The sequence below is a fragment of the Leptospira limi genome, assembly GCF_026151395.1.
GTDB lineage: Bacteria > Spirochaetota > Leptospiria > Leptospirales > Leptospiraceae > Leptospira_A > Leptospira_A limi.
In genome coordinates this window covers 2,162,202-2,188,869 of record NZ_JAMQPV010000001.1, presented here as the reverse complement: position 1 = coordinate 2,188,869, position 26,668 = coordinate 2,162,202, and the positions used below count along the sequence as shown (strand labels likewise).

Annotated in this window: 25 protein-coding genes and 1 tRNA gene; 13 read left to right on the top strand and 13 right to left on the bottom strand. The window is 38.4% G+C overall.

Features of this window, described 5'->3' with window-relative positions:
• The first annotated feature begins 105 nt into the window (after positions 1-105).
• The 3 genes from ND812_RS10080 to ND812_RS10070 are packed head-to-tail and all read left to right on the top strand — an operon-like array spanning position 106 to position 3,323.
• Complete coding sequence (locus ND812_RS10080) at positions 106-1,212, top strand: LIC_12708 family protein (protein ID WP_100726652.1); 1,107 nt, start codon at positions 106-108, stop codon at positions 1,210-1,212.
• Positions 1,213-2,712 (top strand): NAD(P)H-hydrate epimerase, encoded by a 1,500-nt coding sequence (locus tag ND812_RS10075; RefSeq protein ID WP_265375346.1) that lies wholly within the window; start codon positions 1,213-1,215, stop codon positions 2,710-2,712. It abuts the gene before it with no gap.
• Positions 2,712-3,323: a hypothetical protein gene (locus tag ND812_RS10070; RefSeq protein WP_265375345.1), complete on the top strand. Its 612-nt coding sequence runs from the start codon at positions 2,712-2,714 to the stop codon at positions 3,321-3,323. The genes ND812_RS10075 and ND812_RS10070 overlap by 1 nt, the downstream gene beginning before the upstream one ends.
• Here the strand turns inward: ND812_RS10070 and ND812_RS10065 are convergent.
• The 5 genes from ND812_RS10065 to ND812_RS10045 all read right to left on the bottom strand — a co-directional run bounded on the left by ND812_RS10065 (position 3,314) and on the right by ND812_RS10045 (position 6,445).
• Positions 3,314-3,727 (bottom strand): DUF1398 family protein, encoded by a 414-nt coding sequence (locus tag ND812_RS10065; RefSeq protein ID WP_265375344.1) that lies wholly within the window; start codon positions 3,725-3,727, stop codon positions 3,314-3,316. The genes ND812_RS10070 and ND812_RS10065 overlap by 10 nt on opposite strands.
• 11 nt (positions 3,728-3,738) lie before the next feature.
• Positions 3,739-4,209 (bottom strand): MarR family winged helix-turn-helix transcriptional regulator, encoded by a 471-nt coding sequence (locus ND812_RS10060; protein WP_265375343.1) that lies wholly within the window; start codon positions 4,207-4,209, stop codon positions 3,739-3,741.
• A gap of 342 nt (positions 4,210-4,551) precedes the next feature.
• Entirely contained in the window at positions 4,552-5,292 is a 741-nt protein-coding gene (locus tag ND812_RS10055; RefSeq protein WP_265375342.1) for a UDP-galactose-lipid carrier transferase, read from the bottom strand.
• Entirely contained in the window at positions 5,289-6,050 is a 762-nt protein-coding gene (locus ND812_RS10050; protein ID WP_322113662.1) for a polyphosphate kinase 2 family protein, read from the bottom strand. Before ND812_RS10050 ends, ND812_RS10055 begins: the two co-directional genes overlap by 4 nt.
• A 38-nt stretch (positions 6,051-6,088) precedes the next feature.
• Positions 6,089-6,445 (bottom strand): HIT family protein, encoded by a 357-nt coding sequence (locus ND812_RS10045; RefSeq protein WP_265375340.1) that lies wholly within the window; start codon positions 6,443-6,445, stop codon positions 6,089-6,091.
• 32 nt (positions 6,446-6,477) lie between these two features.
• Between ND812_RS10045 and ND812_RS10040 the strand changes: the two genes are divergently transcribed.
• From ND812_RS10040 to omp85, 3 genes are all read left to right on the top strand, one after another.
• Positions 6,478-7,320 carry a hypothetical protein gene (locus ND812_RS10040; protein ID WP_265375339.1) on the top strand — a complete coding sequence of 281 codons (843 nt, stop codon included), beginning with the start codon at positions 6,478-6,480 and terminating at the stop codon, positions 7,318-7,320.
• Between the two features lie 19 nt (positions 7,321-7,339).
• A tRNA-Arg gene (locus tag ND812_RS10035) sits at positions 7,340-7,414 on the top strand.
• A gap of 247 nt (positions 7,415-7,661) precedes the next feature.
• Positions 7,662-9,149 (top strand): Omp85 family outer membrane protein, encoded by a 1,488-nt coding sequence (omp85, locus tag ND812_RS10030; RefSeq protein WP_322113688.1) that lies wholly within the window; start codon positions 7,662-7,664, stop codon positions 9,147-9,149.
• Here the strand turns inward: omp85 and ND812_RS10025 are convergent.
• The 3 genes from ND812_RS10025 to ND812_RS10015 are packed head-to-tail and all read right to left on the bottom strand — an operon-like array spanning position 9,146 to position 14,399.
• Entirely contained in the window at positions 9,146-10,948 is a 1,803-nt protein-coding gene (locus tag ND812_RS10025; RefSeq protein ID WP_265375338.1) for a methyl-accepting chemotaxis protein, read from the bottom strand. The genes omp85 and ND812_RS10025 overlap by 4 nt on opposite strands.
• Before the next feature lie 54 nt (positions 10,949-11,002).
• A complete protein-coding gene (locus tag ND812_RS10020; protein ID WP_265375337.1) occupies positions 11,003-13,171 on the bottom strand; it encodes an adenylate/guanylate cyclase domain-containing protein in 2,169 nt (722 codons plus the stop codon).
• The gene (locus tag ND812_RS10015) at positions 13,158-14,399 is read right to left on the bottom strand and encodes a M48 family metalloprotease (RefSeq protein WP_407658536.1); all 1,242 of its coding nucleotides are present in this window, start codon (positions 14,397-14,399) and stop codon (positions 13,158-13,160) included. Before ND812_RS10015 ends, ND812_RS10020 begins: the two co-directional genes overlap by 14 nt.
• A 99-nt stretch (positions 14,400-14,498) precedes the next feature.
• Between ND812_RS10015 and ND812_RS10010 the strand changes: the two genes are divergently transcribed.
• The 3 genes from ND812_RS10010 (at position 14,499) to ND812_RS10000 (ending at position 17,566) form a co-directional block, all read left to right on the top strand.
• On the top strand, positions 14,499-15,344 hold the full coding sequence (locus tag ND812_RS10010; RefSeq protein ID WP_265375335.1) for a hypothetical protein: 846 nt from the start codon (positions 14,499-14,501) through the stop codon (positions 15,342-15,344).
• The gene (locus ND812_RS10005; RefSeq protein ID WP_265375334.1) at positions 15,341-16,033 is read left to right on the top strand and encodes a hypothetical protein; all 693 of its coding nucleotides are present in this window, start codon (positions 15,341-15,343) and stop codon (positions 16,031-16,033) included. Before ND812_RS10010 ends, ND812_RS10005 begins: the two co-directional genes overlap by 4 nt.
• Positions 16,034-16,117: 84 nt before the next feature.
• Entirely contained in the window at positions 16,118-17,566 is a 1,449-nt protein-coding gene (locus ND812_RS10000) for an OmpP1/FadL family transporter (protein ID WP_265375333.1), read from the top strand.
• Here the strand turns inward: ND812_RS10000 and ND812_RS09995 are convergent, their stop codons facing one another.
• From ND812_RS09995 to ND812_RS09985, 3 genes are read right to left on the bottom strand one after another with little or no spacing between them, the layout of a single operon-like run.
• Positions 17,567-18,466, bottom strand: a complete 900-nt coding sequence (locus ND812_RS09995) for a patatin-like phospholipase family protein (protein WP_265375332.1) — start codon at positions 18,464-18,466, stop codon at positions 17,567-17,569. It abuts the gene before it with no gap.
• An 11-nt stretch (positions 18,467-18,477) separates the two neighbouring features.
• A complete protein-coding gene (locus ND812_RS09990; RefSeq protein WP_265375331.1) occupies positions 18,478-19,707 on the bottom strand; it encodes a C40 family peptidase in 1,230 nt (409 codons plus the stop codon).
• Between the two features lie 20 nt (positions 19,708-19,727).
• Entirely contained in the window at positions 19,728-21,608 is a 1,881-nt protein-coding gene (locus ND812_RS09985; protein ID WP_322113687.1) for a patatin-like phospholipase family protein, read from the bottom strand.
• 137 nt (positions 21,609-21,745) lie between these two features.
• Here ND812_RS09985 and ruvA point away from each other — a divergent pair, with 137 nt between their 5' ends.
• Entirely contained in the window at positions 21,746-22,345 is a 600-nt protein-coding gene (gene ruvA, locus ND812_RS09980) for a Holliday junction branch migration protein RuvA (RefSeq protein ID WP_265375329.1), read from the top strand.
• Position 22,346: 1 nt separating this feature from the next.
• Here ruvA and ND812_RS09975 read toward each other — a convergent pair whose 3' ends face one another.
• Together ND812_RS09975 and ND812_RS09970 are read right to left on the bottom strand one after the other, a co-directional pair.
• Positions 22,347-22,949, bottom strand: coding sequence for a hypothetical protein (locus ND812_RS09975; protein ID WP_265375328.1), 603 nt, complete (start codon positions 22,947-22,949; stop codon positions 22,347-22,349).
• The gene (locus tag ND812_RS09970; RefSeq protein WP_265375327.1) at positions 22,949-24,493 is read right to left on the bottom strand and encodes a restriction endonuclease; all 1,545 of its coding nucleotides are present in this window, start codon (positions 24,491-24,493) and stop codon (positions 22,949-22,951) included. The genes ND812_RS09975 and ND812_RS09970 overlap by 1 nt, the downstream gene beginning before the upstream one ends.
• Between ND812_RS09970 and ND812_RS09965 the strand changes: the two genes are divergently transcribed.
• From ND812_RS09965 to ND812_RS09955, 3 genes are read left to right on the top strand one after another with little or no spacing between them, the layout of a single operon-like run.
• Entirely contained in the window at positions 24,487-25,095 is a 609-nt protein-coding gene (locus ND812_RS09965; RefSeq protein WP_265375326.1) for an ABC transporter permease, read from the top strand. The genes ND812_RS09970 and ND812_RS09965 overlap by 7 nt on opposite strands.
• On the top strand, positions 25,095-25,766 hold the full coding sequence (locus ND812_RS09960) for an ABC transporter ATP-binding protein (protein ID WP_265375325.1): 672 nt from the start codon (positions 25,095-25,097) through the stop codon (positions 25,764-25,766). The genes ND812_RS09965 and ND812_RS09960 overlap by 1 nt, the downstream gene beginning before the upstream one ends.
• Positions 25,767-25,770: 4 nt before the next feature.
• A complete protein-coding gene (locus ND812_RS09955; protein ID WP_265375324.1) occupies positions 25,771-26,667 on the top strand; it encodes an ROK family protein in 897 nt (298 codons plus the stop codon).
• The last annotated feature ends 1 nt before the right edge of the window (position 26,668 follow it).

The following is a 26,668-nucleotide window of genomic DNA, read 5'->3' as shown; positions in this document are numbered from 1 at the left end:
CTGTATAAGAGACCAAAGCTCATGCTAAAATTTAGCACGTCTCATGACAGGCTAGGAAAAGCGAGTTGTCCTGTAAATAAAAAATTAGGGAATGGATGTTGCACCATGAGACCCCTGTATTTTAGCCTCCTTCTTTTTGTTTCCGTTTCCTGCTTACGTTTCCGTGTTGAGAACCTAAAAGAAGAAATCCTCTTCCGAATCCCCCTCGGGGCGACAAATGAAACCTTTGAAGGTGTGGTGGTAAACCAGGTATTGACCAATGTTCCCTTAACAATCCCAACATCCTCGAATATCTCGGCCCTTGCTGACAACAAACAATCAGTCATCAAACTCTTTGATCGGAATGGAAGGTTAGATGCGACCATCGGGAACCCAGATTTCAAATCAGTCGCTGGGATCCCCCATTACCCGTTTCGTTTTGGTGGGATCGGGATTGTGGCCATGAATGAAGACGGTGACCTCGTGGTCCAAAACCGAATTTCTTCCAAAGGGATGGAACTCCCACCCGGACAAGAGAATTTATACAAAACCTATAGTGGTGCTTTCTCTACACAAGGGACAACCGTTCTCCCCTCCTTTCTTGTTCAAATCACACAAAAAGGAGTCGTGAAATTTATGTTAGGTGCTTCCGGAAAAAACTCAGAACCATTCCGTTACATTGAATCCATTTTACCTGGTGAAGGGGACAAATTATTCGTATACCATCGGATTGCAGAAGAGATGCGACTCTCCTATTTTGAAGAAGGAGAACTCAAAGGGAACTTAAAAGAATCTACTTTGGATGTTTTTAATAGTAATGATGCCAAAGAATATGACATCACGTTAGACAAACTTCTCCCCCACCCAGAAGGTGAATATGTCCTCGGTTCTTTTAGTTATGATTCCAAAAAAGACAAACGGTTTAAATTTCGTCGTATTTACAGGTTCCAATTTGATTCCAAACAATCAGAACTCTTAAAAGAAATCCAAGACCCTTCTGAAATTTTATTTTCGATCCGTAATAATGGTGAGTTCTACATTTGGGAAACCGAAGATGGTGGAAACTCTGTCCGCCTGCAAGTCCATGACAAAGAAGGAAACCATATCAATAACAAACGAATTCCCTTTTCAAGCCCGAGAGGACAATGGAGAGAAACATACACGGATGCCTTTGATACCATTTATTCTGTGCGCATTCGTGCTGGTGCTTTAGAAGTGTATCGCTGGATTTAGATGAAACAAATCCCTCTTTTTACGAACAAAGAATCAAAAACCTTAGATTCATTGGCGATTTCCGCTCTCGGGTTTTTTGAACAAACTCTCATGGGTATGGCCGCCTTATCAGTGTTTCATGCCAATGAAGACCTTTGGAAAACAGCCGAATCTATATGGATTGTTTGCGGAAGTGGAGGAAACGGTGGAGATGGTTATGCACTTGCTCACACTCTGTTCCAAGAAGGATATGATGTTAAAGTTTACCAAACTTCACCAAATAAAAACATGGCGGGAAAATTTTATGAATCACTTGTGAAATCTACCTTAGGTTCGATTGGGGATTTACAAAAATTCGAAACTGATTTGGAAGTTGGAGAGGCAGATTCTGTTCTACTTGTAGATGCACTCCTTGGAACAGGATTCCAATCCCCTATCACATCGGAACTAAAATCCACAATTGAAGCCATCAACGATTCCGATGTTATTTTTTACAGACTCTCGCTTGATACACCAAGTGGATGGGATCCTTACCACTTAGGCAATCAATCCAAAGAGAATCCAATATTTGTCTATTCCGATTCCATTGAGGAACTTGGTACTCGCAAATGGGAAAATGTTGGGTATATATACGAAAAAGATAACCTCATCCCAAGGTATTATGAATCCATTGGGTTTCCCATCCGCACTCATTTAACAGACGCTAATTTTTCCAAACGTTATTACTTAGAACCAGATCCAGAAAAAGCAATCCATGTCTTAAAACGAAAACACAAAGCACATAAATACAGTGCAGGGTCTGCGATGTTTTATGGAGGTGGAGAAGGAATGGAAGGTGCCATCCTACTTTCAGAGTCTGCCTTTTCCAGATTAGGTGGAGGAATTTCAAAAGTATTTTCACCTTCAAAATCCATCACAAACTTGGTTTTAAAAGAGGATTTGTCTAAGATGGCATTGACCTCTGATTTTTTGTCAATGGTGAGTGATCCTTTTTTTACCAAAACCAAAACAATCGTTGTTGGACCAGGACTCACTTCCTATCCAAAAGGCCTGGAAGGATGGAAATTGGAACCTGGTAAAACTTTGGTTTTGGATGCCGGTGCCATCCCAAGTAACGGAACCAAACTTCCAATAGGCGACAGAGTGATCCTCACTCCACATGTGGGGGAACTAAACCGCATGACGGAAAAAATTCACAACTCCGTGCAGGAAGCCTATGATACACTGATTGGATACACAAAAGAAAACCAAGTGTATGTTCTCTTAAAGTCATTCGTAAGCCTTCTTGTATGCCCCGATGGAACAAGTTACGTATGGGAATCTCCGAATCCGAAACTGGCTACGATGGGAACTGGAGACCTACTTTCAGGAATCCTCGCACGTTATTTTAGTTTGGATTTGGATTTGACTGTACCAGAAGTTGTATTACTTGCTTTATCGTTTTTAGACCAATCCAAACAATTAGAGGAACCCTATCCTACTGCAAACCAAATCTTAACATCACTTGTGGGAACATTGTAATGGGAAAAGGATACCACTCACGTTCACCGGAAGAATTCCGTGACTATCTAAAACAAATCAATGAGAAACATAAAAAAACTAGATGGAGGCAAATTGTCCTTTTTATCGATTTGGTTTTAGTTGTTCTTATTTTTTACATTGGATTCAAAGCTCTGAACCCAGGAAGTTTTCAAAATAGCACAAAGTCCGACAAACAAGTAGTAGATGGCTATCCTATTTATTTGAGTTTATCACGAGAAGAAGACCCAACATACCAAGGTTTTTTTTTATTCATTGAAAATCATACAAAATCAGAAACCAAAGTTCCATTTGCCACATGGAAATCTGAGTTTCGGATCAAAACCAAAAATGGTATTTTGTGTTTTTCGGAACCCATTGAATGGGAAGAAAGGACCATTCCTTCTGAGGCAAATGGTTTTTTGTATCATTCGGTATCCAAAGAAAGATGGAAGTCACTTGTTCCAGATTGCCGAAAGGAAATTTTTGATGAAGAAGCTTCTATCTTTCGTTCAAAGTTTCGTTCCCTTGATTTAGGGTTTTATGCACAAGTGGTGATCCATACAAATGATAGGTCTTACACCTTTCAAATCAAACAAAAACCTTATAAATGAACTTCAGGATACTCCTCAGTATAACTTTCACCATTCACACCATAATAAACGACTCTCCTTCCAATGAAATCAACATCATACCCAACCACACCTGCTTCCCAAGTTTCATTTAAAAATTCAGGGAATGTACTTTCACCAATTTGGTCTTTGCGGAGAGCCTTGATTAAATTTTCTTTTTGAAACACAGGTATTTCATGAACACCCGATACAATGGGAGTTCCTTGTTGGAGAACAGAACCACCTTGCATCTGATAAACGGACTGACATGACGGTAAAGTCCATCGGTTCATAACCACACCCGCTTGCCTTAAGACTTCCGCAAGGACGGGAAACCCACCAACTTTTGGTCGGATGGACATGGCATACTTTTGTGCATCTGTAAGTTTTGTAACTAGGTTTGACATTCGTTCTTTCCTCATTCGATTGGGTTTGTATTTAAATTGTGTAAGTTTGTAAGTTTCTTCAAAATGTTTCGCAGTTCCTTTTCTTCTAATGGAGTCAAATGTGAAAAAAAGGCCTCATCATTTTCGTCCGCAATTTTTGCAAGTTTTGGAACCAGTGTTTTTCCCTGTTTTGTGAGTTTGATCTCCTGGTACCGACGGTCACTTGAATCTTCTGTACGACTCACAAGTCCTTTGTGTAAGAGCCGATCGATGAGTTTGGAGACTGCCCCTCGACTGAGGCCCGTGATCTCTGCGACGATACTCGGGGAAGTATTTTTTTCATGAGAATACATTTCCCTTAGGATCACCCATTCCGCGACGGTTACATCCAAATTGGTTAGTTTTTTGGCAAAGGAATGTGACACTGCATTCGAAACCACTCGTAGATGGTAACCCAAGTGGGATTTTAAATGGCTTGGTTCCACAAAATTTTCTTTCCGCACAAGCTGACAATAGTTTCCTAGAAAACTATTGTCAAGGAAATTAATAATCTGATTTTCACAATTTCGTTAAAAACGTTTGGGGTTTAGTTGTGATAGATCAGAGACTAGGAAATAAGTGCTAAAAAAAACATAAAACTGTCTTATTCTTCATAAATTTTTAAAAGAAAAAAGGTTGATCCAAAATAGTAAATTTGTAAATTACTAATTATGTATCGATTAACGGTTGTTTATCTCTTTTTACTTTTATTGTTATTTATAGAATGTAATCAACGTCAAAATTTGTAGTTTCCCTCACCTTCTCTAACACAAGATTTCTGGTTTCAGGACTATCATTTGAAAACTTTATTCCAATTCTTTTTCTAATCTTCTTTTGACAACATCCAAAACCATAACTCGTGCATGGTATTTATCGTTTGCAGGTACTAGGTGCCAAGGAGCTTTGGGAGAGTCTGTTTTTTGGAACATCTCATTTGCAGCTTCTTCATACAAATGCCATTTGTCTCTGTTACGCCAGTCTTCTTCTGTTAATTTCCAACGCCTTAGAGGATCATTTTTTCTTTCTTCAAATCGTTTGAGTTGTTCTTCCGAACTGATATGTAGCCAGAACTTAATGATGATGGTTCCAAAACTCTGTAGTTGTTCTTCAAATAAAAAAATTTCTTCGTAAGCCCTTTCCCATTCAGCATCCTTAGCAAAACCTTCTACACGTTCCACTAAGACTCGCCCATAGTACGATCGATCGAAGATTCCAATTTGACCAATTTTTGGAATCCGGTTCCAAAAACGCCAGAGGTAATGGTGTTGGATTTCTTCTTGGTTAGGAGCAGAAATATTGTGCACTTCAAATAAACGAGGATCAATCTCGGATGTTAACCGACGAATGGCACCACCTTTCCCTGCTGCATCCCAACCCTCAAAAACAATCAACACAGGTGTATCTTTCGTTTTTGCCAAAAAGGTTAATTCTCGAATTTTATTTTTTAATTCTTTCATTTGGATTTGGTATTCATCACGTGTAAGTGACAAACCGAGATCCAATTGATTTAAATTTAATATCCGTGGTTTTGTGAAATTTTGTTTCATGGTATCAGTTCCATTCCGTGGTTGATCAATTGTAAGTTTGCTTTTGAATCAAAATTTAAGGTACGTTCCAAACGTTCCAAAATCGCTTCGAAAACTAGAAGTTTTGTATTCTCTTTTTGATCACTTGATATGACAAGCCAAGGTGAGTCAATCGTACGGGAAGAACTTAAGATAGAATCGAATATCTCAAAGTAACGTTTGTAATGTTCTCCTTGGTCTTTGTCATAACTAGAAAGTTCCCAAACTTTTTTCTTTTTTTTAGCATCCTCAAATCTTTTTTTTTGTTCTTTTTTCGAAAGATGCAAAAAGAATTTATGAACAATGATTTTATCTTTTGATAGAATTCGTTCTGTATTGAGAATTGATAACAGTCGGTGGTCATATTCAGAAATACTGATTTTTTTCTGTGACCTAAGATACGCCAAACGACTGTAATACGTATTTAGATAAAATAAAAATTCACCATACCTAGGTAACACCTTCCAAAAATTCCATAAAAAAGGATACCCCCTGTCTTCCGATTGGTCTACATACGGCGAATATACCTTGAATTTTCGTGGGTCTAATCGAATGGTTAATGATTGTAAGATGGAACCTTTCCCCGTGGAGGCATACCCTTCTAAAATAAAGATATGTGCGATTTTTTGGTTCGCACTTTCTCTTTGTAATAGGAAAAAACGTTCTTGTAAACTCTCGATACCATCAAGCGAAGTATGAGGGATTTGGTTTGTTGGATGTCTTTCTAAAATCACAAACAAAAAGCCTAAGTTGATTTTTAAAAACCTCCATCCTTTTTTTACATTGGTTTCGGAAATCCAGGCCCTGTTGCCTGTGCGATGTGGTCAATTCCTGGTGTTTGGCCTTGGAAACGAGGGATCAAGTGGACATGCAAATGAGGAACTCTTTCTGCAATGGCAGTCATATAGACTTTCTCTGGATGAAACGAACCTATGATCTCGATTCCTTTGTGAAGAGCCCGACCATAAGCTTCCAACTGCTCTAAACTGAGTCCACTCCAAGATTCTCCATGGCCTTTTAATTCTAAATATAGATACCCATCGAGGTTTTGGTTGGCTTTTCGTAAGATCCAGGATTCATTTTCGAACAGGATCTCCTCAGGATTTTTATGGGCTTGGCAGATTGGACAGTTCATCATTGCTCCCCATTTTGCCGATACTTAGGAAGATGAGAATCTATTTTTTTGTGCTCTTCATCTTTCTTTTATCCCTTTTATCTCCTATCACTGCAGATGGGAATCTGGAGAAACAAGACCCAATCACAGAATTATTACTCACTCTATCAGAAGTTGTTTTTTCGGATCCTTTCCAAAAAGAAGAAATTGAAATTCGAAAACGACTCTTGGAAACAAATCAATCTGAAATTCGTGATCTACGCATCCGCTTGAAACAGTCACTCCGCAATCGTAATATCCAAAAAGAATCATTTGTTTTAGGGAAAGCAATTCCTTCTGAATGGGAAAAAGATTTAGAACTTTTGGGAAATTTGGGTGGATTGCTCTGGAAGGATGACCGAGGCACTATTTACCAATGGGGTGATTGGTCTGATTTTTATGAAGATGGATTTAGCAAAAACAAAATCAGACTCGAAGGCCAAATCCCCTCCTTTCCTTTTGAAGGTGGAACCATTTATTTTTTCATTCGTAACCCACCTGGTTCTTATCCAATCCATTTTGATTTTATAGGGTGGGAAACTTCTTTTTATGCCTTTGGTGATGAAGGTTCCTTACGATATACCAATGATTTTGCTTTGGACCCTTCCGAACGTTTAGGCGAATTTCGAAAGAACTTTGATGCCATCCGCAAAAAAATCCCTGGTTCCCTCTTGTTCCAAGCAAATGACTTAACCATCTTTCTTGTTCCAGGGAAACCAAGACCGATTTACTTTGTCTTTTTGTTCTTACGAATCTTACTTGTGGTATGGACCATCCTACTCTTTCTCTACATTGTCCGAATGAGTTTTTCTTTTCCAAAAAATCAATTGCCCGAAGACAGGGTCCACCTATCCTGACAATACATCCCAATCACATGCCCTGGTAGTTCAACGGATAGAACATCGGTCTTCGGAACCGACAGTGGGGGTTCGATTCCCTCCTGGGGCACCAGTTCAGATCATCACAATCAAGTTCATCTAACAAAACAAAGCTGGGAACCAAACGACAGTTTGATTCTGCATTTGCGTTTGCAAAGGAATCGAAAATAGATTTTGAAATTTTTGGAACTTAGTCCCTTTCCTACTTCAAAAAATGAGTGAACACTCACTTTTTCTCTTGACAATTCGTGCAATTCGTCCAGTTTCCTCCTCTTATGGGTTTTGGTTTGAATCTTCGAGTGGCAAAAAAAAGTTTTTATGTGTTCGTTATTGTCTGTTTGGGACTCACTCTTGGTCTCCAAGGACAAGAAGCCATTCCTGAACCCGGGTGTATCAAAGACCCACCTCCTAAAAATCTTCCCTTTCCAATGGATGTCTCCAAACAACTTTGCAAAAAAGACATTGAAGACAAAAAGGATGGATGGTATCCAACAGGTTTACCTCTCATCAACTCCGATCCAAATGAAGGCATCGGTTATGGTGCAAGAGCTTATATCTATAATAATGGACCAAAAACTGATGCGCTCTTTCATTACACACCTTACCGAATGCGACTCTTCGCACAGTATTTTAATACGAATAAAAATGCACAGTATCACCAAATTAGTTTGGATATGCCATTTATCGCTGACACACAATGGAGGTTACGTGCAGATGCATTTTTAACCATTACTCCAACTACCTTGTACTTTGGTATAGGTGAGTCGAGTATGAGGTCTTTATCCTATTTAGAACGAAACCAACCTTACAATCGTCAGGTGAATAATGCCAGCTTCATCGACCAAGAAACAAATTTGACTTATTATCGGCCCGGAACTAGTTCGGATCCTTTTTCTATTGGTGGAAAAACGTTTTCCGGCATCCAACAAATGCCAGGTTATGTGGTGACTGACAGAATGTACAACCGTTATACGATTGAGACTCCAATGGCAACTGTCAGTGGAGAAAGATCATTCGTTGGTGGAACGGTTCGATTGGTATCAGGATTAAAATTCTCAAATAATATCATTCGAACTTATGATGGGAAAATGGTACGAGGTGTAGATCCTACGTTAGACCAATTGGCAGCAGATGTTCCCAATGGAAAAACAAGACTCACAGAGGACTACGAAGGGAAAAAAATAATCGGTTACCAAGGTGGGTATGTAAACGCATTACGTCTGGGAATCGTATATGATACTCGTGATTTTGAACCAGATCCTAATTCTGGAATATTTGCAGAAGTAACGTATGAAAAAAATAGCAAAGCGATGGGATCTGACTTTCAGTTCCAAAAGTATTTTGCTCAAACAAAAATGTTTTGGAGCCCCTTCCCTAAGTTAGTTGATAAATTGGTTGTAGCAAATCGGTTTGGACTTGGTGTTACAGAAGGAAATGCTCCGTTTTTTGAATATAGAAATATGTGGGGAACAGAAGGTCTAATCGGTGGACTTGGTGGACTTCGTACATTACGTGGATTCAAACAAGATCGTTTTGTTGGGCGTGCGATGGGATGGGGGAATTCAGAAATTCGATGGAAATTTGCAGAAGCTAAATTAGGATCAGAGTTTTTTGCCTTTAATATCGTACCGTTTTTTGACTATGGAAGGGTTTGGGATGATGAACATAAAATTAATTTAAAAAATTATTTTTATTCCAAAGGGATTGGTTTACGTATTGCTTGGAACCAAGCAACTATCATTATGATTGATTATGCCAAATCAAGAGAAGACGAACAATTATTTGTCAACTTTAGTCACGTCTTTTAGATTTTGAAAAAATCAATCGTTTGCCTTAGATTAGAAGCTTTATTGGACAACGCCGAACATAACTTATCGATGTCGCTTACAAACTGATTCAAATATTCGGTACCTTCTGTGATGGTAGCGATACTTTTCGCAAGCTCTTCTGAGGTACTTGCCTGTTCATTTGTGTTTTGTTCAATTTCCATTGCAGACATTGTCAATTTTTCAATATTCTCTTTTACATGTTTCACAAGTTCCAATTGTTGTTTTGTCATCTCACTCGATTGTTTGATGAGTTCAATAGTGGTGTGGACAGACTTTCCAATTTGAGTGAAAGTTTTTTCGGTATTGGATACAGCGAGTCTACCAGATTTTGTCGAAGAGGAAGCTTTTGAAACTGCCTCCAAAATTCTTTTTGTATTGGATAAAGTTTGTTCCCCTAATTTGGAAATCTCACTTGCAACAACTGCAAATCCTCTTCCTGCATCCCCTGCTCTTGCAGCTTCAATGGAAGCGTTGAGAGACAATAAACCAATTTTGTCTGAAATTTCACCAATCACCTGGATTACATTTGATGTGTTTTCAACACTCGATTCTATATCTGACATCGCAACCAAAGTAGAATGAAGTGCAGATTGTCCTAACTTCGTTTCCCCTTCCATTTGTTTGGTTTCAGTTTCCGTTAAGTTCATAAGGTCATGGATCGATACAATCGAAGACTCCATATCGATGACTAAGTTTTTTGCCTCTTTTGTAATATCATTCTGCTTTTTGGCTCCAAAAGCCGTAGAACGAATGCTTGCTGACATCTCCTCAACACCGGCTGACATCTCTTCTGAAGAAGAAGCTTGTTCCATCATTGCCTGGGTTAATCCTTGCGTTTGAGTTGCAATGACCTTCGCATCCGAATTTACTTTATCAGATTCTTCAATCACAACGGATGTAATTTTTCGAATACTGGTGATGAAAGAATTGAGAGAAATAGATCCATGTCCTAGTTCATCCGTAGATATGATAGGAACCGATTCACTCAAATCCCCACTTGCCAACGATTTATAACGATTTGCCATTTGGATTGTATTAAATCTCATTGCTTTTACAAAGAGAGAAGTGAGTACAAATATATTGATGGTGATAAATGCTGCCATTAATACCAAAGTCACTTCGGCATTCTGGATTTGTACAAATTTTGTCACTTCTGCTAGAAGGAGATACCCTAATGCAGTGAGTGTCATACTAAACACAGCAGACATTGTAAAAAAGATTCGTGCATAAATTCCAACCTTCGGAATCATATCAGCATTTAATGGCAAATCCTTTAACTCAGGTGTAATTAAAACTTCTGAGATCATTAATTCACTTAGAAAAAAGTGTGACACACCTAATACTGGATAGATGAGAATTGGCAAAATTATATAAGGAAGGTATTCAGCAAGTGTTGGAGTAAAAAATTGGAACGTGACAAAAGCAGCCAATGGAATTCCAAAACTCCATTGAGTTAAAAAATAACCTAAATTATGTTTGGGAAATTTTAAAAGTGTTAATTTGATCTTTTGTTTTTCTTCTAGCGATAGAGATTGAAAGAAATCGGGATTGGTATTTGTGAGTAATTTTTTTAGTCTTAAGAAACGAATTGTAGGGACAATATAAGAAGTAAACAGGGCAATGGTCGCACCTAACACAACTAGTAGCGATCTTTCAAATGAATACACACCTGCAATGACAATGAATAAGACTGCAGTTGGTACAGCAAGCACTGCCGTCAGTAATTCAAGTCCGATTGTCAACCGCCAACATAAAGATTTGATTTTGGCTTCATTCATTTCCGCTTTTTCCTTTTTCAGGACAGTGTAGGAAAAGCGGTGAATCGTATAGTATTATTTTGACGTACGAGTATAAACGCCATCCCAGTCGACAGGTGGTGGGTTTTGGAATAGAGTTTGGCAACGTTTGATGAGCATTTGGCTACTAACATCTTCTTTTCCTAATATTTTAGAAACATTCTTAAAATGTTCGATGGCAATTTCCCAATTTCGCTTTGAGTATTCGGAAAAACCTAAATCATACTCTTCGAATGCTTTTACAGAGACAGGGGAAATCTGATTTTTAAATGATTCTAAACTATAGATTTTCACTGGTGCTTCTTTTCCCTTCACACGGATCCAATCTAAAAATCGAAAGGAAAATGTATCCCTACAAGCTAACTCAATGTTTTCGGAAACTAAAATTGAGACACCATAATCTTTGGCCGCAGCTTCTAACCTCGCAGCTAAGTTAACAGTATCACCCATCATTGTATAGGATGCTAAACTATCTGTTCCCATAAATCCAACCTTAGCTAAACCACAATTAAGGCCGATTCGAAAGACCATAGCTCGTGCAAGTGGTGTGTAATCACCTCTTTCATTCCAATTTTTTCTCAAACCTTCCAACTCTTTCACCATCTCAAGAGCTGTCTTACAAGCAAGTTTTGGATGTTCCTTGTTTTGGATGGGGGCACCGAAGATACCAACAATTGCATCTCCAATGTATTTATCCAAAGTTCCCGAATTGGCTTTTAAAACTTTGGTCATAGCGGAAAGGTATTCATTTAATAATTTGGCAAGGTCAGTAGCACTTAACTCTTCACTGATGGATGAAAAACCTGCTACGTCTGAAAAAAATGCAGTGATTTCCCACTCTCCTCCTTGTTTTAAGGATTCCATATTCTCGAGAGCAACACTTACCACTTCTGGATCGACTAAGTTCCGTAAGATGTGATTGAATTTTCTTTTTTCCTTTCCTTCTGTGTAAGTTAAATAGGCAAATCCAAGTAGGTAAGAAACTGGAAATCCAAACACAAATGAATAAATAGAGAAAACATAATCCATCCGGTAAAGGAAATAAAACAATCCGATAAAGAACGAAACTGCAAATATTGGATAAATATTTTTCAATAAATGCCATTGGTTAATGTATAAAACAAGTACACCAACAAAAAGAACTAAGATTGTAAACAGAAACCCATATGAAACGGGTAATTCTTTTAATAAATGCCCTTCTATTAAATTCGAAGCAAACACAGCCTGTGCAATCACACCAGGAAATAAACCATGGGGTGTAACCACATCATCGTGAGTGGCAGCAGCTGATGTACCAATGAGGACAATTTTATTTTCAAAGAGTTTGGGTGGTACAAGGAGTGTGTTTGGATCTTCCACCTCACCAGAGTTTAACTTTTCTAAGGAGTCAATGATTCCAGCTGCTGAATACCTAGGAATATTTCTCAATTCTTCTTCTGTATAAAAATACGCCCTTACAAGACCATCTTTGCCAATGGGAATGATCCGTTCTGTTCCTTCTTTTTCCAAGTATACATTCAAATCTTTTGTTTCTATTTTGTAGGCACCACCTAATGCAAACGCTTGCAAAGCCAATGTGGGGAAGTACATTCCATTCCAACGAACAAGGGGAGAAAATCTCCTTAAAATTCCATCACTATCAGAAATCACATTCACCACATGGACCATGGGAGCTGTTTCTGCAATTTGACCAATGGGAAAGGAAGCATTCTCATAGATTGGGAAAGGAATATCTGTCACTAACGGAACACTGAATTTTTGGCTAACGTCATTGATACCCTTTCGAGGAATCACAATCCCACCATTTCGGAAATTAGCAGCATGGGAAATCTCCCCCAAAGTCTCGTTTGCGACCACCAATGCATCATCATAATCCGACCTTTCAGTGAACATGATATCGATCATTGTAAATTTAGGCGGAGTGAGAAGTTTTGTGTATCCGATGAGAGTGGGATAAATATGTCGTTTCCAAGGCCACTGCCCAAGCTCAGGATGGTCTGCATATTTGGCAATACTCTGTTCATCTATATCGATAATCACAATGTCTTTTGAAAAAGTATGATGCGAAGGCAAAAGATGAAACAATGCATCCGATAATTTACGATCTAATGTCGTAGAAAATCGAAAAAAGGAAATGAAGGTAGTGAGTAATGTCGGAACCACTACCATTAGAAAAATCGGGAAGAGTATTTTATTTTGTTTCATTTGTTGTTAATCGTTTTTTATAATCACTCCAATGGTCAATGATGACAGGAGATCCTTCCATAGACACCGAAGATTCAATGAACACTAGTTTTGCGATCCTTAGATTTGTTTCAGGATGTGTTTTTTTCAAAAGATCTGTTCCTTCTGATTTTGCCATTGTATTCAGATAACTAGACAAACCAAGTGGTGAATACCCCACTTGAGAAACAAGACCAACTGCTGCTTCATCCGCTTCTAACTCCACTTTAGCATCTCGGCCTGTCTCAAAAAATTGTTTTTCCATTTCGGTGATTGCAGTTGCCATCGCTGTATTGACAACCTCACTACCTGGAGGAGATAACAATCCTGAAAGGATATCAACAAACACATTTGATTCTTTGAATTCACCGTTGTGAAATAAAATCACATGGCCCATTTCATGCGCAATGATACCGGCTAACTCAGCTTCCGTTTGGATTTTTTTTAAAGTACCTGTGGTAATAAATAAATAACCACCTGGACAAGAAAATGCATTTACCTCTTGTGAATCAATGATCCCTACACGAAATTCCAAATCGTTACGAGAAGAAACAGAACCTAACTTTGATGCTATGGAATTGAGATACCTCGTGAATTCTAAATCACGAACTAAATTGTATTTTTTTAAAAGTCTTGCTGCAAGCGAACGGCCCATCTTCACTTCCGCTTTTGTTTCTCCAAGTACAGGTAACCCAGGATTCGATGAGAATGTAAAAAAGTTCGAACTTGCGGTGATACCTAATTTTTTTTCTTCTTTTGGAGTAGTCTCTTCCAAGGTCAATGGTACGGACTCGAGCCAACGTAATGATTCAAAATCATACAATTCCCCTTCTCCACGTACTCTCATTTTTTGTGTTTCGGAAAGGCCTCTAGCAGCAGCTGTCTTCGTAAAATCAGAGGCACGTTGTCTTGCCACAACGGCTTCCGATGAATTCGAAGTGATCCCTAATTTCATTTGGGTTCCAGGTGGGAGTGGAGATACAAAAAGTTTCGATACCCAACCTGTTTTCTCTTCAACTCGGACTTGTACAAAAAGTCCTTGTTCGGTGATAGGAGTTAGTACTTCTCCTATTTTTAAAAGACTTCCTTCCGCATTTAACTTAGGTTGTGAAAGTAACTTGGCTTTGTTGCTTTGCACATAAACATTTCCTTTAGCGAGTAATGAAACACTAGCAACAAGAAATAAATAGAAGAAAGTGTTCGACTTCATTACCAATGAGTGTTGGGTCGCATCCATCTTTGAAAACTCTTTTTTTAATTTTGACTTTCGAATTGACAATTCCTATTGATCAATTGCTATGAACGGGCAATGAAACATTTTTTTCTCATACTCATCGTTTTGTTTATGATGTTCGAAGGTTGTAAAAAAGAAAAAGATGAAAGTAATACGCTCAGTGCATTAGCCACTCGTTTTTTTATTCGTTCCTTATTTTCTTCCAGTATCAATGCAGAACTTCCTTCCAACCTAAGTGTGCCCGTGCCTCGTTCCATACGAAAGCCTTCCAGTGGTTTGGGTGCAAGTTTTACGCGTCAAAATCGTTCTTCCAAAATGGCTTTTACTAGTAAAGGAATTGCACAAGATACTTTGGATTATGGATTTACAGGACAAAATTTTTTAACAGAAGGAACAAGTATCGTCGCTGAAATACTAAGAGATTCTAAAAAGGACTTAGTACTCATCAGTGGATCCTATCTCATTGCCAAAGCAAGTCCTGGGGTTTGTATCCCTGGTGGAACTGGATCAGTGCGCATCACCCAAAGTATGGAAGAGGAATTCCTGGAAGGGATCGAAAGGCTTGGCCTAAGTCCCGAAGAAGCAAGAGGTGAACTTGTAAGTTTACAAAACGAAGGGATTTTGCCATTCTCAGGCCAAACCGTTCCAACACCTGCAATGGTTTACAAACGATTGAGTAATAGTGAATATGATGTTGAAATTGAATATTCGTTTGCCGATGCCCTTGGAACCCCACAACCTTGTCCCTCCAATAATAAATTCCAAAAGGCAATCAAATTCAAAACAGATAAATCAAAAGTTTTTAGTTCCATCAATCGTTCTTTAAAGGTACTTGGAATTTCTTTAAGTGTGGAGGCATCCATCACTTACATCACACAAGCTGGAAAAAAGACAAAGCAATCCTCAATATCAAACAAGTGACAAGTGGTTCTGGGAATACAGACAAATCCACAACACGATTTACCTTCGAAGAATGTGAGAAGGATACAAGTGCCAATGCAAATAATTGTGTCACATTAAATTATAGCAATGTTTACGATGACCCTGCAGGGAACAAAATCACAACCTCAGTCAAAGGAAGGACCAATGATCTAGGAGGTTATGTCCTCACCGAATACATTGACAATGCCAGCAATTACGAATACTACTTAACCGAAACATATGATCCTGATGGTGAGATCACCTATTTTGCTGTAGATTATTATGATATTGGCACACCAGCTAACGATGAATATGAAGAATTAGGTGTCCTGGATACAGACCTTTACGGCGAGTTCATTGAAACTACCTATACCTTTGAATGGGATGTTTATGTTGACTTCACAACACCTTTGCCAAGTGGCGGAATCGGAGTCGGTGGGTATGCTGCGTATGATGCATTTGTGGTCATGCCAAATGGAGTGAGCCCTGTCAACTTTCCAGATGATTTCATTGGATGGGGAGAGTTTTATATCAATGAATCTGACGCAACTTCAACATACTATGTAGATTTCTATGGGGACGCAAACCAAGTAAGTAATGCCGATGTATGGCGATATGAAATTGATGCCAATGGTAACGAAGTTTACACTCAATTGCTAACGGCTCCAAACGTTCTTTACCAACTATAAAATTGTAACTTAAATCATTGAAATGAAAAACGAATCATTATGTATCTAAACTTTCACCAATCCAAAATCCAAATTTGCAACCAGATGCAACTAAAAAAGTATTTATTCTTAACCATTTTCTTTTTTCCGATTTCACTCTTTGCGTCAGAACCATTTAACAACATACAAGGGTTTTACGGGGAAAGAGCGGCGGGACTTGCAGGAGCTTTTACTGCCATCGCTGACGATCCATCGGGAGCCTATTACAATCCTGCAGGACTTGGGTTTACTCATAATGATGGGATATCTATCTCTGCTAGTAATTTTAAAGATGTCAAACGTAGTTATATCAATATAGACACACCAGGCCAAAGATACAACCAAACCCACCAAGGATTTGATCCCAATTTCATTGGCCTACTCAAAAACTTTGATCGATGGAAGTTTGCCTTTTCGATTGTGAATACATATAACTATTCCTACAATCGCGTGGATCAAGTGAACTACCCTCTTGTTTCTCCTTCCATCAATTCCACTCGGAATTATACAAAAGAACGTTATAACCAACTCTTAGTTGGTCCCAGTTTAGCATACCTACTCAATGATAAGCTATCTCTTGGTGCCACTCTTTATTACATGAATGATACGAAAGAAGTATCGAGAACCCAATTCCAACAATTTTCAGATCTTAGTTATGTGTTGCGCTCTTATGTAGACAATCGTCGCACATCTGGACTTATGCCAGTTCTCGGAATCCAATACCAACCAAATCCCAAACTATCCTTAGGATTTAGTTATCGTCGTATTTTTGTGACTGGTGGGGATCGTTTGTACAATGAAGTTTATGTAGATTCTACACGTAGACCTGGTTCCTCTGCTGTTGACTTCATTGAAGGGACAGGGGGGGGTGCCTCTTCCATTGAACAAGGAGTCTTAACACAAAAACCAAAACTTGTCACCTCCATTCCGCAAACGCAAGAAATGCGATTTGGTGTGGCTTTTTTCCCGACAGCAAGATTTTTAGCTTCCTTTGATATGATTCACACTTCTGGTTATAAAGTCAGAAGGAACCAAGATGAAATTAGCACTATAGGTCGGCGTGTCACATATACAATCAATGATACAGAGGTAAGAGAACTAACTCGATATTCCACAACGAATTTTGCAGCTGGAATGGAATACTATTTGGCTGACACATTCTCTGTATTAGGTGGAATTTATACGAACGAACCCAATACAAAACCAATCTCATGGACAGAATCAGCTGTTGATTTATACCTACAAAATACGTTTGGTAACCAAGTCGCTGCAACTTCTGGCGATGCGAGTGTGATTTACAAAGTGGCTCGCTCAGGAACAAATCCTCGAAATGAATATTCTAGGAACAAAGGTTTTAGTTTGGGTTTTTCATGGGTAACTTCCAAATCATCAGTTTCGGTTACCTACATCCGTGAATTGGGGTATGGAAATTCTAGGATTGACCCAAACTCATTGGCCCAATCCTTCGAATATACTGCCCAGTCTATTTACATCATGGTCAGTTCCAGGAACTGATTATTTTTTCTTAGATTTGGATTGGAAAAAATCTTTAGCATCATCATATCCCTGTATGAGGAGACTTTCAGCTTGTTCTTTTTTAAAATTGAGAATGCTACCAAAACCTAACATTTGTTTTGGTGCTATAACAGAAATTTTAGCACTTGTAAATTGTGTCCGCAGGTTCAGGAAAAAATTCTCAATCGCAGTGAGACCATTCATCATTGATTTTCGGAATTCCAATCCTTGTTCTACACTTTTATAGGAACCAAGTAAGTAGAGTTCAAATAACCTTTCCAATGCCTCATCCTTAGTGACAGGTGTTCCCATAATCGCAGAACTCCCGACAGGTGAGAGTAATACGACAACTATATCGGATGCTTCATGTGTTAATGCTGGAAGTATCGGAGTATTTGCCATCACTCCTCCATCCCAATAGGGTTCTCCATCAATCATTTGCCAAGGAAAAATCATCGGTATGGCTGAAGATGCAAGTAGATGTTCAATTCGTAGTGTCGGATTCTCAAAGAATCTAAGCTCTGAAGTTAAAATGTTAACAGCTGAAATGATGACCTTTGTTTTAGATTCGTTTAGATGACTAAAGTCTAAATGTTCATGGATGAATTTTTTTAATGGGTAGGTTTCTACCAAAGGATAGTATTTTCTTCGGAACAATCCTTTTATCATATTCCATACCGAATAACGCATGATATGTTTTTGATTTAATTTTAACCATAGTTCGGATAATTTTTTTGAATCCATTCCAGAGCCAATGGCACATGCATTGATCGCTCCAACAGATGTTCCACAGATAATGTCTGGTTTCCAATTAATTTCTTCTAAATATCGTAATACTCCTGCTTGGTAGGCACCTCTTGCACCACCTCCAGATAAAACCAATGCTTTCTTTTTTGCCATAGTAATTACCACTAAAGAAAAATATCTCTTCCTGTTACGTACCTTTCCTTCCACCATTTTTCATTTAAGGATTGGATGACAACACCTCGGCTCGTTGAAGCATGGATAAAATTTCCGTTCTCTAATACCATACCCACATGTGTGATCTTTTTGGTATTGGGCGACGCAGAGAAAAATACCAAATTCCCAATTTCCTGTTTTTCCCTTGAAACAAATTTTCCAATCTGTGATTGGTCTTTTGCTGATCTAGGAATTGCCTTTTCTTTCATTCCAATTTTTGGATCGGTTAAGATGGATTTTGTCAATCCAGAACAATCAACACCACGTTTGGAATAACCACCATACAAATAAGGAGTTCCAATCCATAACCTACCGACTGGATCCACTAACTTACGTTTGGAGGAATTCTCTGTTTGTGTAGGTTGGGAAGTAATCTGTTCTTCCATAAAAATGAGATTCGGATCTAATTTTGGTCTTTCTTTTGTGATCCATTCTCCTTCTTCATTCCAAATGATTTCTGTTCTACGATCTGAAACTTTAAAGTCATCAATTGTGTTTTTCCCTGAAAGAACAGAGATTGTATCCTCCATGACTGTATTCCAACGTACAACAGAATCAGAATTCGTTGATTCTGGTTTCATCTCAACCATCAGTTTTTTTTGTTTTTCAGAACTGAGTGTTAGGATATTTTTAGGTATTTTTTTTTCTAATTGTTTGAGAATGACAATCGGATTGGATTCTTGTTTTCGCAACAGAACATACAATCGACCAACCACAAACAATGTTTCACCTGTCCAAGATTTGCTTTTTGCAGATGAAAAAAGATATAACATTTCTTCTTCCGGCACTTGGCTCAATTTCATCTCCCGATAAATCTTACCTAAAAATGGAATTTCTTTTTTGTTAGGTTTGGTTGAGATGAAGTAAGGTATTAGTTCTTCCGTTTCCTCCCATTCATATCCGTGGTCTCGTAAAATGACAAATCGTTCTACTTCCGATGCAAATTCCGAAGGTGACATCGATTCAAACACAGCCCACACCCGCAAGGATTGGATGATGTTTTGGATTTCTTTTTGGTTGGCTCGGTCACCTAGTTTTTTTCGAATTTCACTTCGAATGAGTAAGGTCTCTTGTTTGTTATAACCAGATTCTAAAAGTGTGTCTAAATTTTGTGAATGTAAAAAACAAGGAAAAAGGAAAACCAATAGACAAATCGATACATTAAAATCTTTTGAAAACATGAACCAAGGAGTAAGGTAATCTACACAGATTGTAAAGAAGGATTTAAAAATTTCTCTCGGTTCATTTTGATTTTCTCAAAGGACGAAACATATCCCAGTTCAATCAAACGTTCATACGCAAACCAATCAAGTAATCCAAAATTATTGGTAGGAATTTGCAAAAACAAATCTGAGATTTTTTCTGTTTGGCGGATTCGTTCTCGGCTCGATGCTAAAATCGAACGGATGATTATATCACCTATGGGAGGAAATTTTGGTTTTAAGATGTCTTGGAAATTGATGAGATTTGTCATTTGAAAAATTGGGTTTGTCATCACTCCTGGTTTGTTCACATCAAAGTATTCACAAAGTTCGCGGTCTTGGTCAGGATAAATGTCACCAAATACATCTACCGAAATCACTTTTCCAACACCCTTCTCTTTGAGTGTGATACCAGGAACATTATCAAGAACTCCTCCATCCACATAAACGATGCCATCATCAATGAATGGAGGTACAATACCAGGAATGGAAGTACTAGCCCGGATTGCTTTCCATAAACTTCCTACTTCTTGTACATGGATTTCAGAATGGGAAAGGTTGGTTGCAACCGAGAAATAAGGGATCCACAAATCTTCAATTTGGATTTCTCCAAAAAAATTCCGAATAGCTTCCGTGTATTTTTTCCCTGTTGTTAGGGATAAAATGGGAATTGTATATTCATTTAGTAGATCTTTGGATACCCAAAATTCCTTGGCTTTTACTTTACTTCCCTCACTAGATTCACCCATGGCAATGAGAGCAGCAAAAATGGAACCAGCACTTGTACCCGAAACCATATCAATCGGTATCGCATTTTCTTCTAACGCTTTGAGTACACCTAAATGGGAAAACCCTTTGGCACCACCACCACCTAATGCAAGGCCTATGGATTTGCCAAGTAAACCTCTGCCCAATCTTTCCCATGTATCCATTCGTTCTAAATGAACATGAAAATGACGATGGAATCTCTTTTTTTCTAAGTGTTTGATTGTACCAGGGCGAACCATATCTCGATTTGATTGCAAGAGGACAAGAACATGATTACGATCACTAAACTTACGTTTATCGATGAGAGATTCCATTTGGATACAATTTGGATCCTCATTTGCATCTTTGATATAAACAAAGGTATCAGACTGGCGCAGTGTCCTTTCGACATATGAACTTAATTTGCCTTCGTCCTTTACTAAATAAAATATATAATCGTATTCAGCTTCAATTTGGGTGAAAAATCGAATGATCCAAGGTTCCCTATCTGCTTCCTCTAATTTGTCCAATTCTTTCATTCGATCGTTGAACATCGATTCATCGACAACATAAAAAGATCCATACCGAAGGATTACAATTCCGAGATAATGAATCATATCTAAAATGATTTTTTCAGGAAGGGAAGAAAGTAAGGTGAAGGTTTTTGCTTGTGGGACAAATCCTTTCATTTCCGTTTTGGCATGAGCCAAACGTTCTGCGATGATTTTTGTAATTTGAAGTAAACTTTCAGGGTATTTCACAAGAATGGACAATGCCACGTCTCTTGGAACTCGGATGAGTTCTGAATCTCTCACTGCTTTCACAGTGGCAGAACGTTTTTCTCCTGTAAATAAACTCAACTCTCCTATGATATCGAGACGTTTGAATTCACCTACATCTCGGATACTGCCATCGGCACTTCGTTTTTCGTAACGAAGTTTTCCGGCAGCCAAAATGTACAGATCGTTTCCATCTGAATGTTCCAAAAAGAGAATTTCTCCTCCTTTTAAAAATTCACGTACAGTATGTGCCATCATTTCACGTAACACGGAATGAGGGAGGTTTTTAAACAAATCCGCCAATGTCAAATACTGTGCAAGAGTGGGAATTTTCGATTTTCGGATCCGTTTCACAACAAAGGTTTTAGTAGGATTTAAAACAAATTTCAAGCAACCTTTTCTCTATTTTGGGTAACGCGAACGGATTCGATTGAAAAAAGAAGAGTAGTCATAATTCATCCTTCCTTACAATGGGAAAGGAGAAGAGGCTTATGATCGCAAGTTTACGTGGGAAATTACTCCAATTAGAAATTGATCGTTTGGTGATGGAAGTGTCTGGCGTGGGTTATGAAGTGATGATCCCTTTTCCTCTGCATTTAGAATGTAAGGATAAAATTTCTTCTGAGATTTTTTTACATACCTTCCATTCGATCACAGACCGTGGACAAAGGTTATTTGGATTTTCTTCTAAAAAAGACCGCGAATTATTTGAACTCATTAAATCCCTACACGGAATTGGAGAACTTACCGCATTAAAAATATTATCTTTTTTCCAAGCAGATGATCTTTACCAAATCGCAAAAGCCGATGACAAAAAAACTTTGGAAAAAATTCCCAAAGTAAAAGGGAAAACTTCTGAAAAGATTTTATTTGAAATCAAACAAAATCTAAAAAAATTTGAGATGTTTTTAAATGAAGGAACAACTGAATTTAGTATCGTAGACCGAGAAACAGATTTAGCAACCCTTGCTCTCATCCAACTTGGTTTTGATGAAAAAACTGCCACCAAACAAGTAAACGATGCAAGAAAAACAAACCCAGGTTTATCAGCATCGGATATTGTAAAACAAGTGATCACTGGGACCAAATAAATCAAAACATTCTATGTAAGTACCAATTGTTTCCTATTTTGATAAAACTTGGGTTGATCAAATAACGTTCGAGTTTGGGATTTGAATCAAAACGAAATTTGAGTTCTACCTCTTCTTTTGATCCGATGTAAACATCAATGACCACAAGGCCAGCTTGGTTAAATACATCACGGATGGTAAGATTCCCTTGGTTTCCTTTTTTTAGATCTAGTTTTTTCCCGTCAAAATAATACAAAGAAAAATAACCATTTGGATCTTTTAAGTCCAAAGCCACTTCTTGTTTGGACCAATACCCTTTGGCATCAACAAATAAACCAGTTTCTGCATCAACAAAGTCCAAAAGGTGGGAAAAATGGCCCTCACACAAATCAAGTAACAATTGTTTTGTTATATAAATTATCAGAGTTATATCAAATTGAGAAATTCCTTTTCCATACACAACCCCTTGTTTGACAGGAAAAGGACAGCTAAGGATTCCTATATTTCGTGATTGTGGATTTTGTATTACACTGGTAACGTTTTTACCAACACAAGTGGAAAAAAATATGACGAGTGAGAAGATTATCAATAATAAATAGATTTGTTTGGGGAAACGTGACCACATTACATTGTTTTGTTGAGTAGATCCTCAAACAAATCCCCCGAGTACATTTCAAGTGCACCATTACTTGCTGCGATGATTTTTTTGCCTGCTTCTGTTACATCAAAATTCCCAATCACATACCCTTTGGTTGCACCCATATCTTCCATTTGGTTTGTCATCTCTCGCAAAAAAACATCGGAAACCTTTGCATCTTTCCATTTACGCACACGAAAGAGAGCACGTTTGTTCACATCCTCTTTGGAAGAAGCTAGTAAATTGACTCCATCTGCTTCTGGGTTTGCAATTTCTTTAGTAACCCGATAACCAAGGCTCATCACCATCCGAGTGGCTTGGTTTTTAAAATTAGTTCCTGGTAAACTGATGAATTTTTCAAATTTGTCGAGACCCAACATATCCAATTTGGATGTGAGTTTTTTTCCATTTTCATCTACCATCCCTTTGATATTAAAAGGTTTGGAGGAACGCATCCCACTTAACTCAAAATAACGAGAGTTTGGAAATAGATTCACGGATAATAAATTCAATTCACGTGTTAAGTCATATTCATGAGTTAAGGATTCAACTGTTCCTGTTCCTCGTTCCAATCGGTATTTTAAATTTGCTAATGCAATCACATCAGGATCATCCATTCGTTCTGCTTCGGCTTCAATTAAGTATTCAGCTCCATCTTCATACCGACCCATGTATGTTGTGATCATCGCAAAATGAATGCTACACTCTGTAATTTCGCTTTGCCAAGCATTGAGTTTTGCCATTTCCAGACACAACCTTCCATACTTCAAAGCTTCTGGAAAATTTTGCATGAGAATGGCTTCTGTCATCAGAAATTGGAATAAGGTGAATCTCACAAATTCATCTTCAATTTGTTCGCTGATAGCGATGGCAGTTTTGACTGCATCTTTGTGTTTGTTTTCTCTGGAAAGTGATAGAGCGTATAAAAATCCTGAAACTGGAGTTTTTTCGATTTTATATGCTTTTTCAAAGTATTCTCTTTCTTTTCCACCACCGGTCACTCCAGAGATCACACCTTTGGCAATATAATATGATGTGAGATTGACCTTCTCTTCCGGGATCCTTGCAAAAAAATGCTCAGCGATTTTGAATTCTTTTTGTCCAAGTGCCATAAAACCCAAACGAATACAGGCGATCGGATTGGATCTGTCCACTTGGAGTGTGTCTAGGTAATGGAAAAACGCTTCTTCAAAAAAATCTTTGTTATAATAAATCTCCGCAATCCGGTTGGAAACTGTGACAGGATCAATTTCCTTGGTGTATCGGTTATTTTTTTTGATGATTTCGAGGTGTTTTGCTTCGTTGAGAGGGTCATTCTCCATGGCATAAATTTTTGCCATCACGTAATGACCGTAGGGATTTTGATGGTCTTCTTCTAGTTTTTCCCTAACAAGGGCCCTTGCATCTAGAAAATTCCCTAAAGTGGCAAGGCTTAAGGCTTTTGCATAACTATCCCGCCTCTGTCCAATAACAAAGGTCAAGAGAAACCCAAGTAAAATCACTGCGGCTCCTACAAAGATAAAAAATGCCAATTTCGAATACTTCCTATTTTCCTATTTTGGTTGGTAAAAAAGAGTCTTACGTCAATTCTGTCCTGGAAGTGATACAACTCACCTACATTTCGTTTGCTCTTCGACTTCTCGTTAGAGATCGTCTCTATTCCTTGGCCTATGGCCTTGTGGGAACTCTTGTTTTTACTTTCCTCGTCCTAGCAGTCAGGATCCACTTCCATTTGTACGCGGGAGTGTCTCTTACTAGTATCGTTTCCTTTGACAAGTCTCCTCAGATTCTTTTTTACGCTACTAGCTTTGCACTCATGACTTTATTTTTCTTCCATTGCCTTCATTCCCTCGGTGATATCGGTGTGATGATGGCGGTAGGAGGCAATCGTTTTGGGTGTATCCTTCTTCATTCTTTGTCCTTATTTTTCCTATTTTTACCAAGTTTCCTACTGGCGGTCGTCCTAAATTTAGGACTTCTTTCCCCTCCACCAGACTTTGGTCTTTTTGCGGAAGTTAAATCCATTTTCACTTGTTTGGTGCTTTTTCTCTTTTTAGGAATCCTTGTCTCCTTTCCCACTGTTGGCATCAGTACCTACATTGATCCTTACCAGTCGATACGGAGGCAAAAATAATGTTACTCCGTGTCCACAATCTCACCAAGCGGTTTGGAAGAGAAGAAGCTGTAAGTTCGGTAAGTTTCGATGTGAACCAAGGAGATTATGTGGCCATCATCGGTCCATCTGGTTCTGGAAAAACCACTCTCCTTTCGATGTTAACAGGGATGTTGTCTCCAACGGAAGGGGACATTTTGTACGACCAAATCAAACTCTCTCAAATTTCCAAACAGGAACTTGCGGAAATTAGAGCTCGAGACCTGGGACTTGTGTTTCAATTTTCAGAGTTAGTTGGAAACTTAACGATTAAAGAAAATATCCTACTCCCTGCTCTGTTTACTAAAAAATTTTCGAATGATGATTACATCCGTAAATGTGATTACCTGATCGAACACCTAAAATTAGGTGACATCCAAAACTCATTGCCTAGGACTTTGTCAGGTGGCCAAATCCAAAAGGCAGCCATTGCTCGTTCCCTCATCAACGATCCTGCGATTCTTTTTGCGGATGAACCATCTGGAGATTTGGATCCAGAAAATAGTTATTTAGTGCAATTATTACTCAATGAATACAATAAACGCAATCATTCGATCATACTTGTCACACATGATATGAAACTTGCTTTTGATGCCCAAACCGTTTATGAAATGAAAAACGGAAGGTTCGAACAAGTGATCAAGGGCGAGTGAAGTTTTGAAACAGGCAATTGGTGTTGATATTGGTGGTGGGAGTATCCGAGTTTCTCTCTTTAATGATAAAGGGGAAGAACTGAAGTCCAATCACAAAAAAACACCTGACCACTTAGACAATGATTCCTTTTTATCTGTTTTAATCGAAGCCATCGAACCATTGGCAAAAGAAAGTATTGGCATTGGTGTTGGCTCCCCTGGCCCACTGAATAATGAAACAGGTGTTTTACTGAAAAGTGCCAATATGATTGGCCTTAATAACCTACCCATCAAATCTTCCTTAGAAGCTAAATTTTCTCTCCCCGTATTTTACGAAAATGATGCAAACTGTGCAGCATTAGGAGAAGCTATTTTTGGTAATTACAAAGATTGTGAATCCCAACTGATCCTCACCTTAGGTACGGGAATTGGTGGAGGATTTGTTTCCAAAGGCAAATTGTATTCAGGGTATTTAGGCAATGGAATCGAAATTGGCCATACCACTTCCGTCATCGATGGAGCTTTGTGTGGGTGTGGAGTGAAAGGTTGTGTCGAAAGTTATTTTTCCACAATCGGATTTCTCAATCGGTATTTTGAAACAACAAATACCAAACTCACCAATGCTGAAGTTTTTTTCCAATTGGTCAAAAATGGTGACTCGGTAGCAAAGGATATTTTAGAATTTGGAACCAGGGCACTTGCGCACGCAGTTCGAGGAGCAGTCCATCTACTCAATCCAGAAGCGGTAATTTTTGTGGGTGGTATTACCAAGTCTTATGAATTTTTTGGAAGTGCATTGGAAGCAGAAATCCGTACCACCATCTTCCCTGTGTTAAATGAAAGATTACAAATAGGACCCGGTGGCAATTTATCTGGTACGTTAGGTGCTGCATCTCTAGTATTCGCAAAGGAGAAAAAATAAG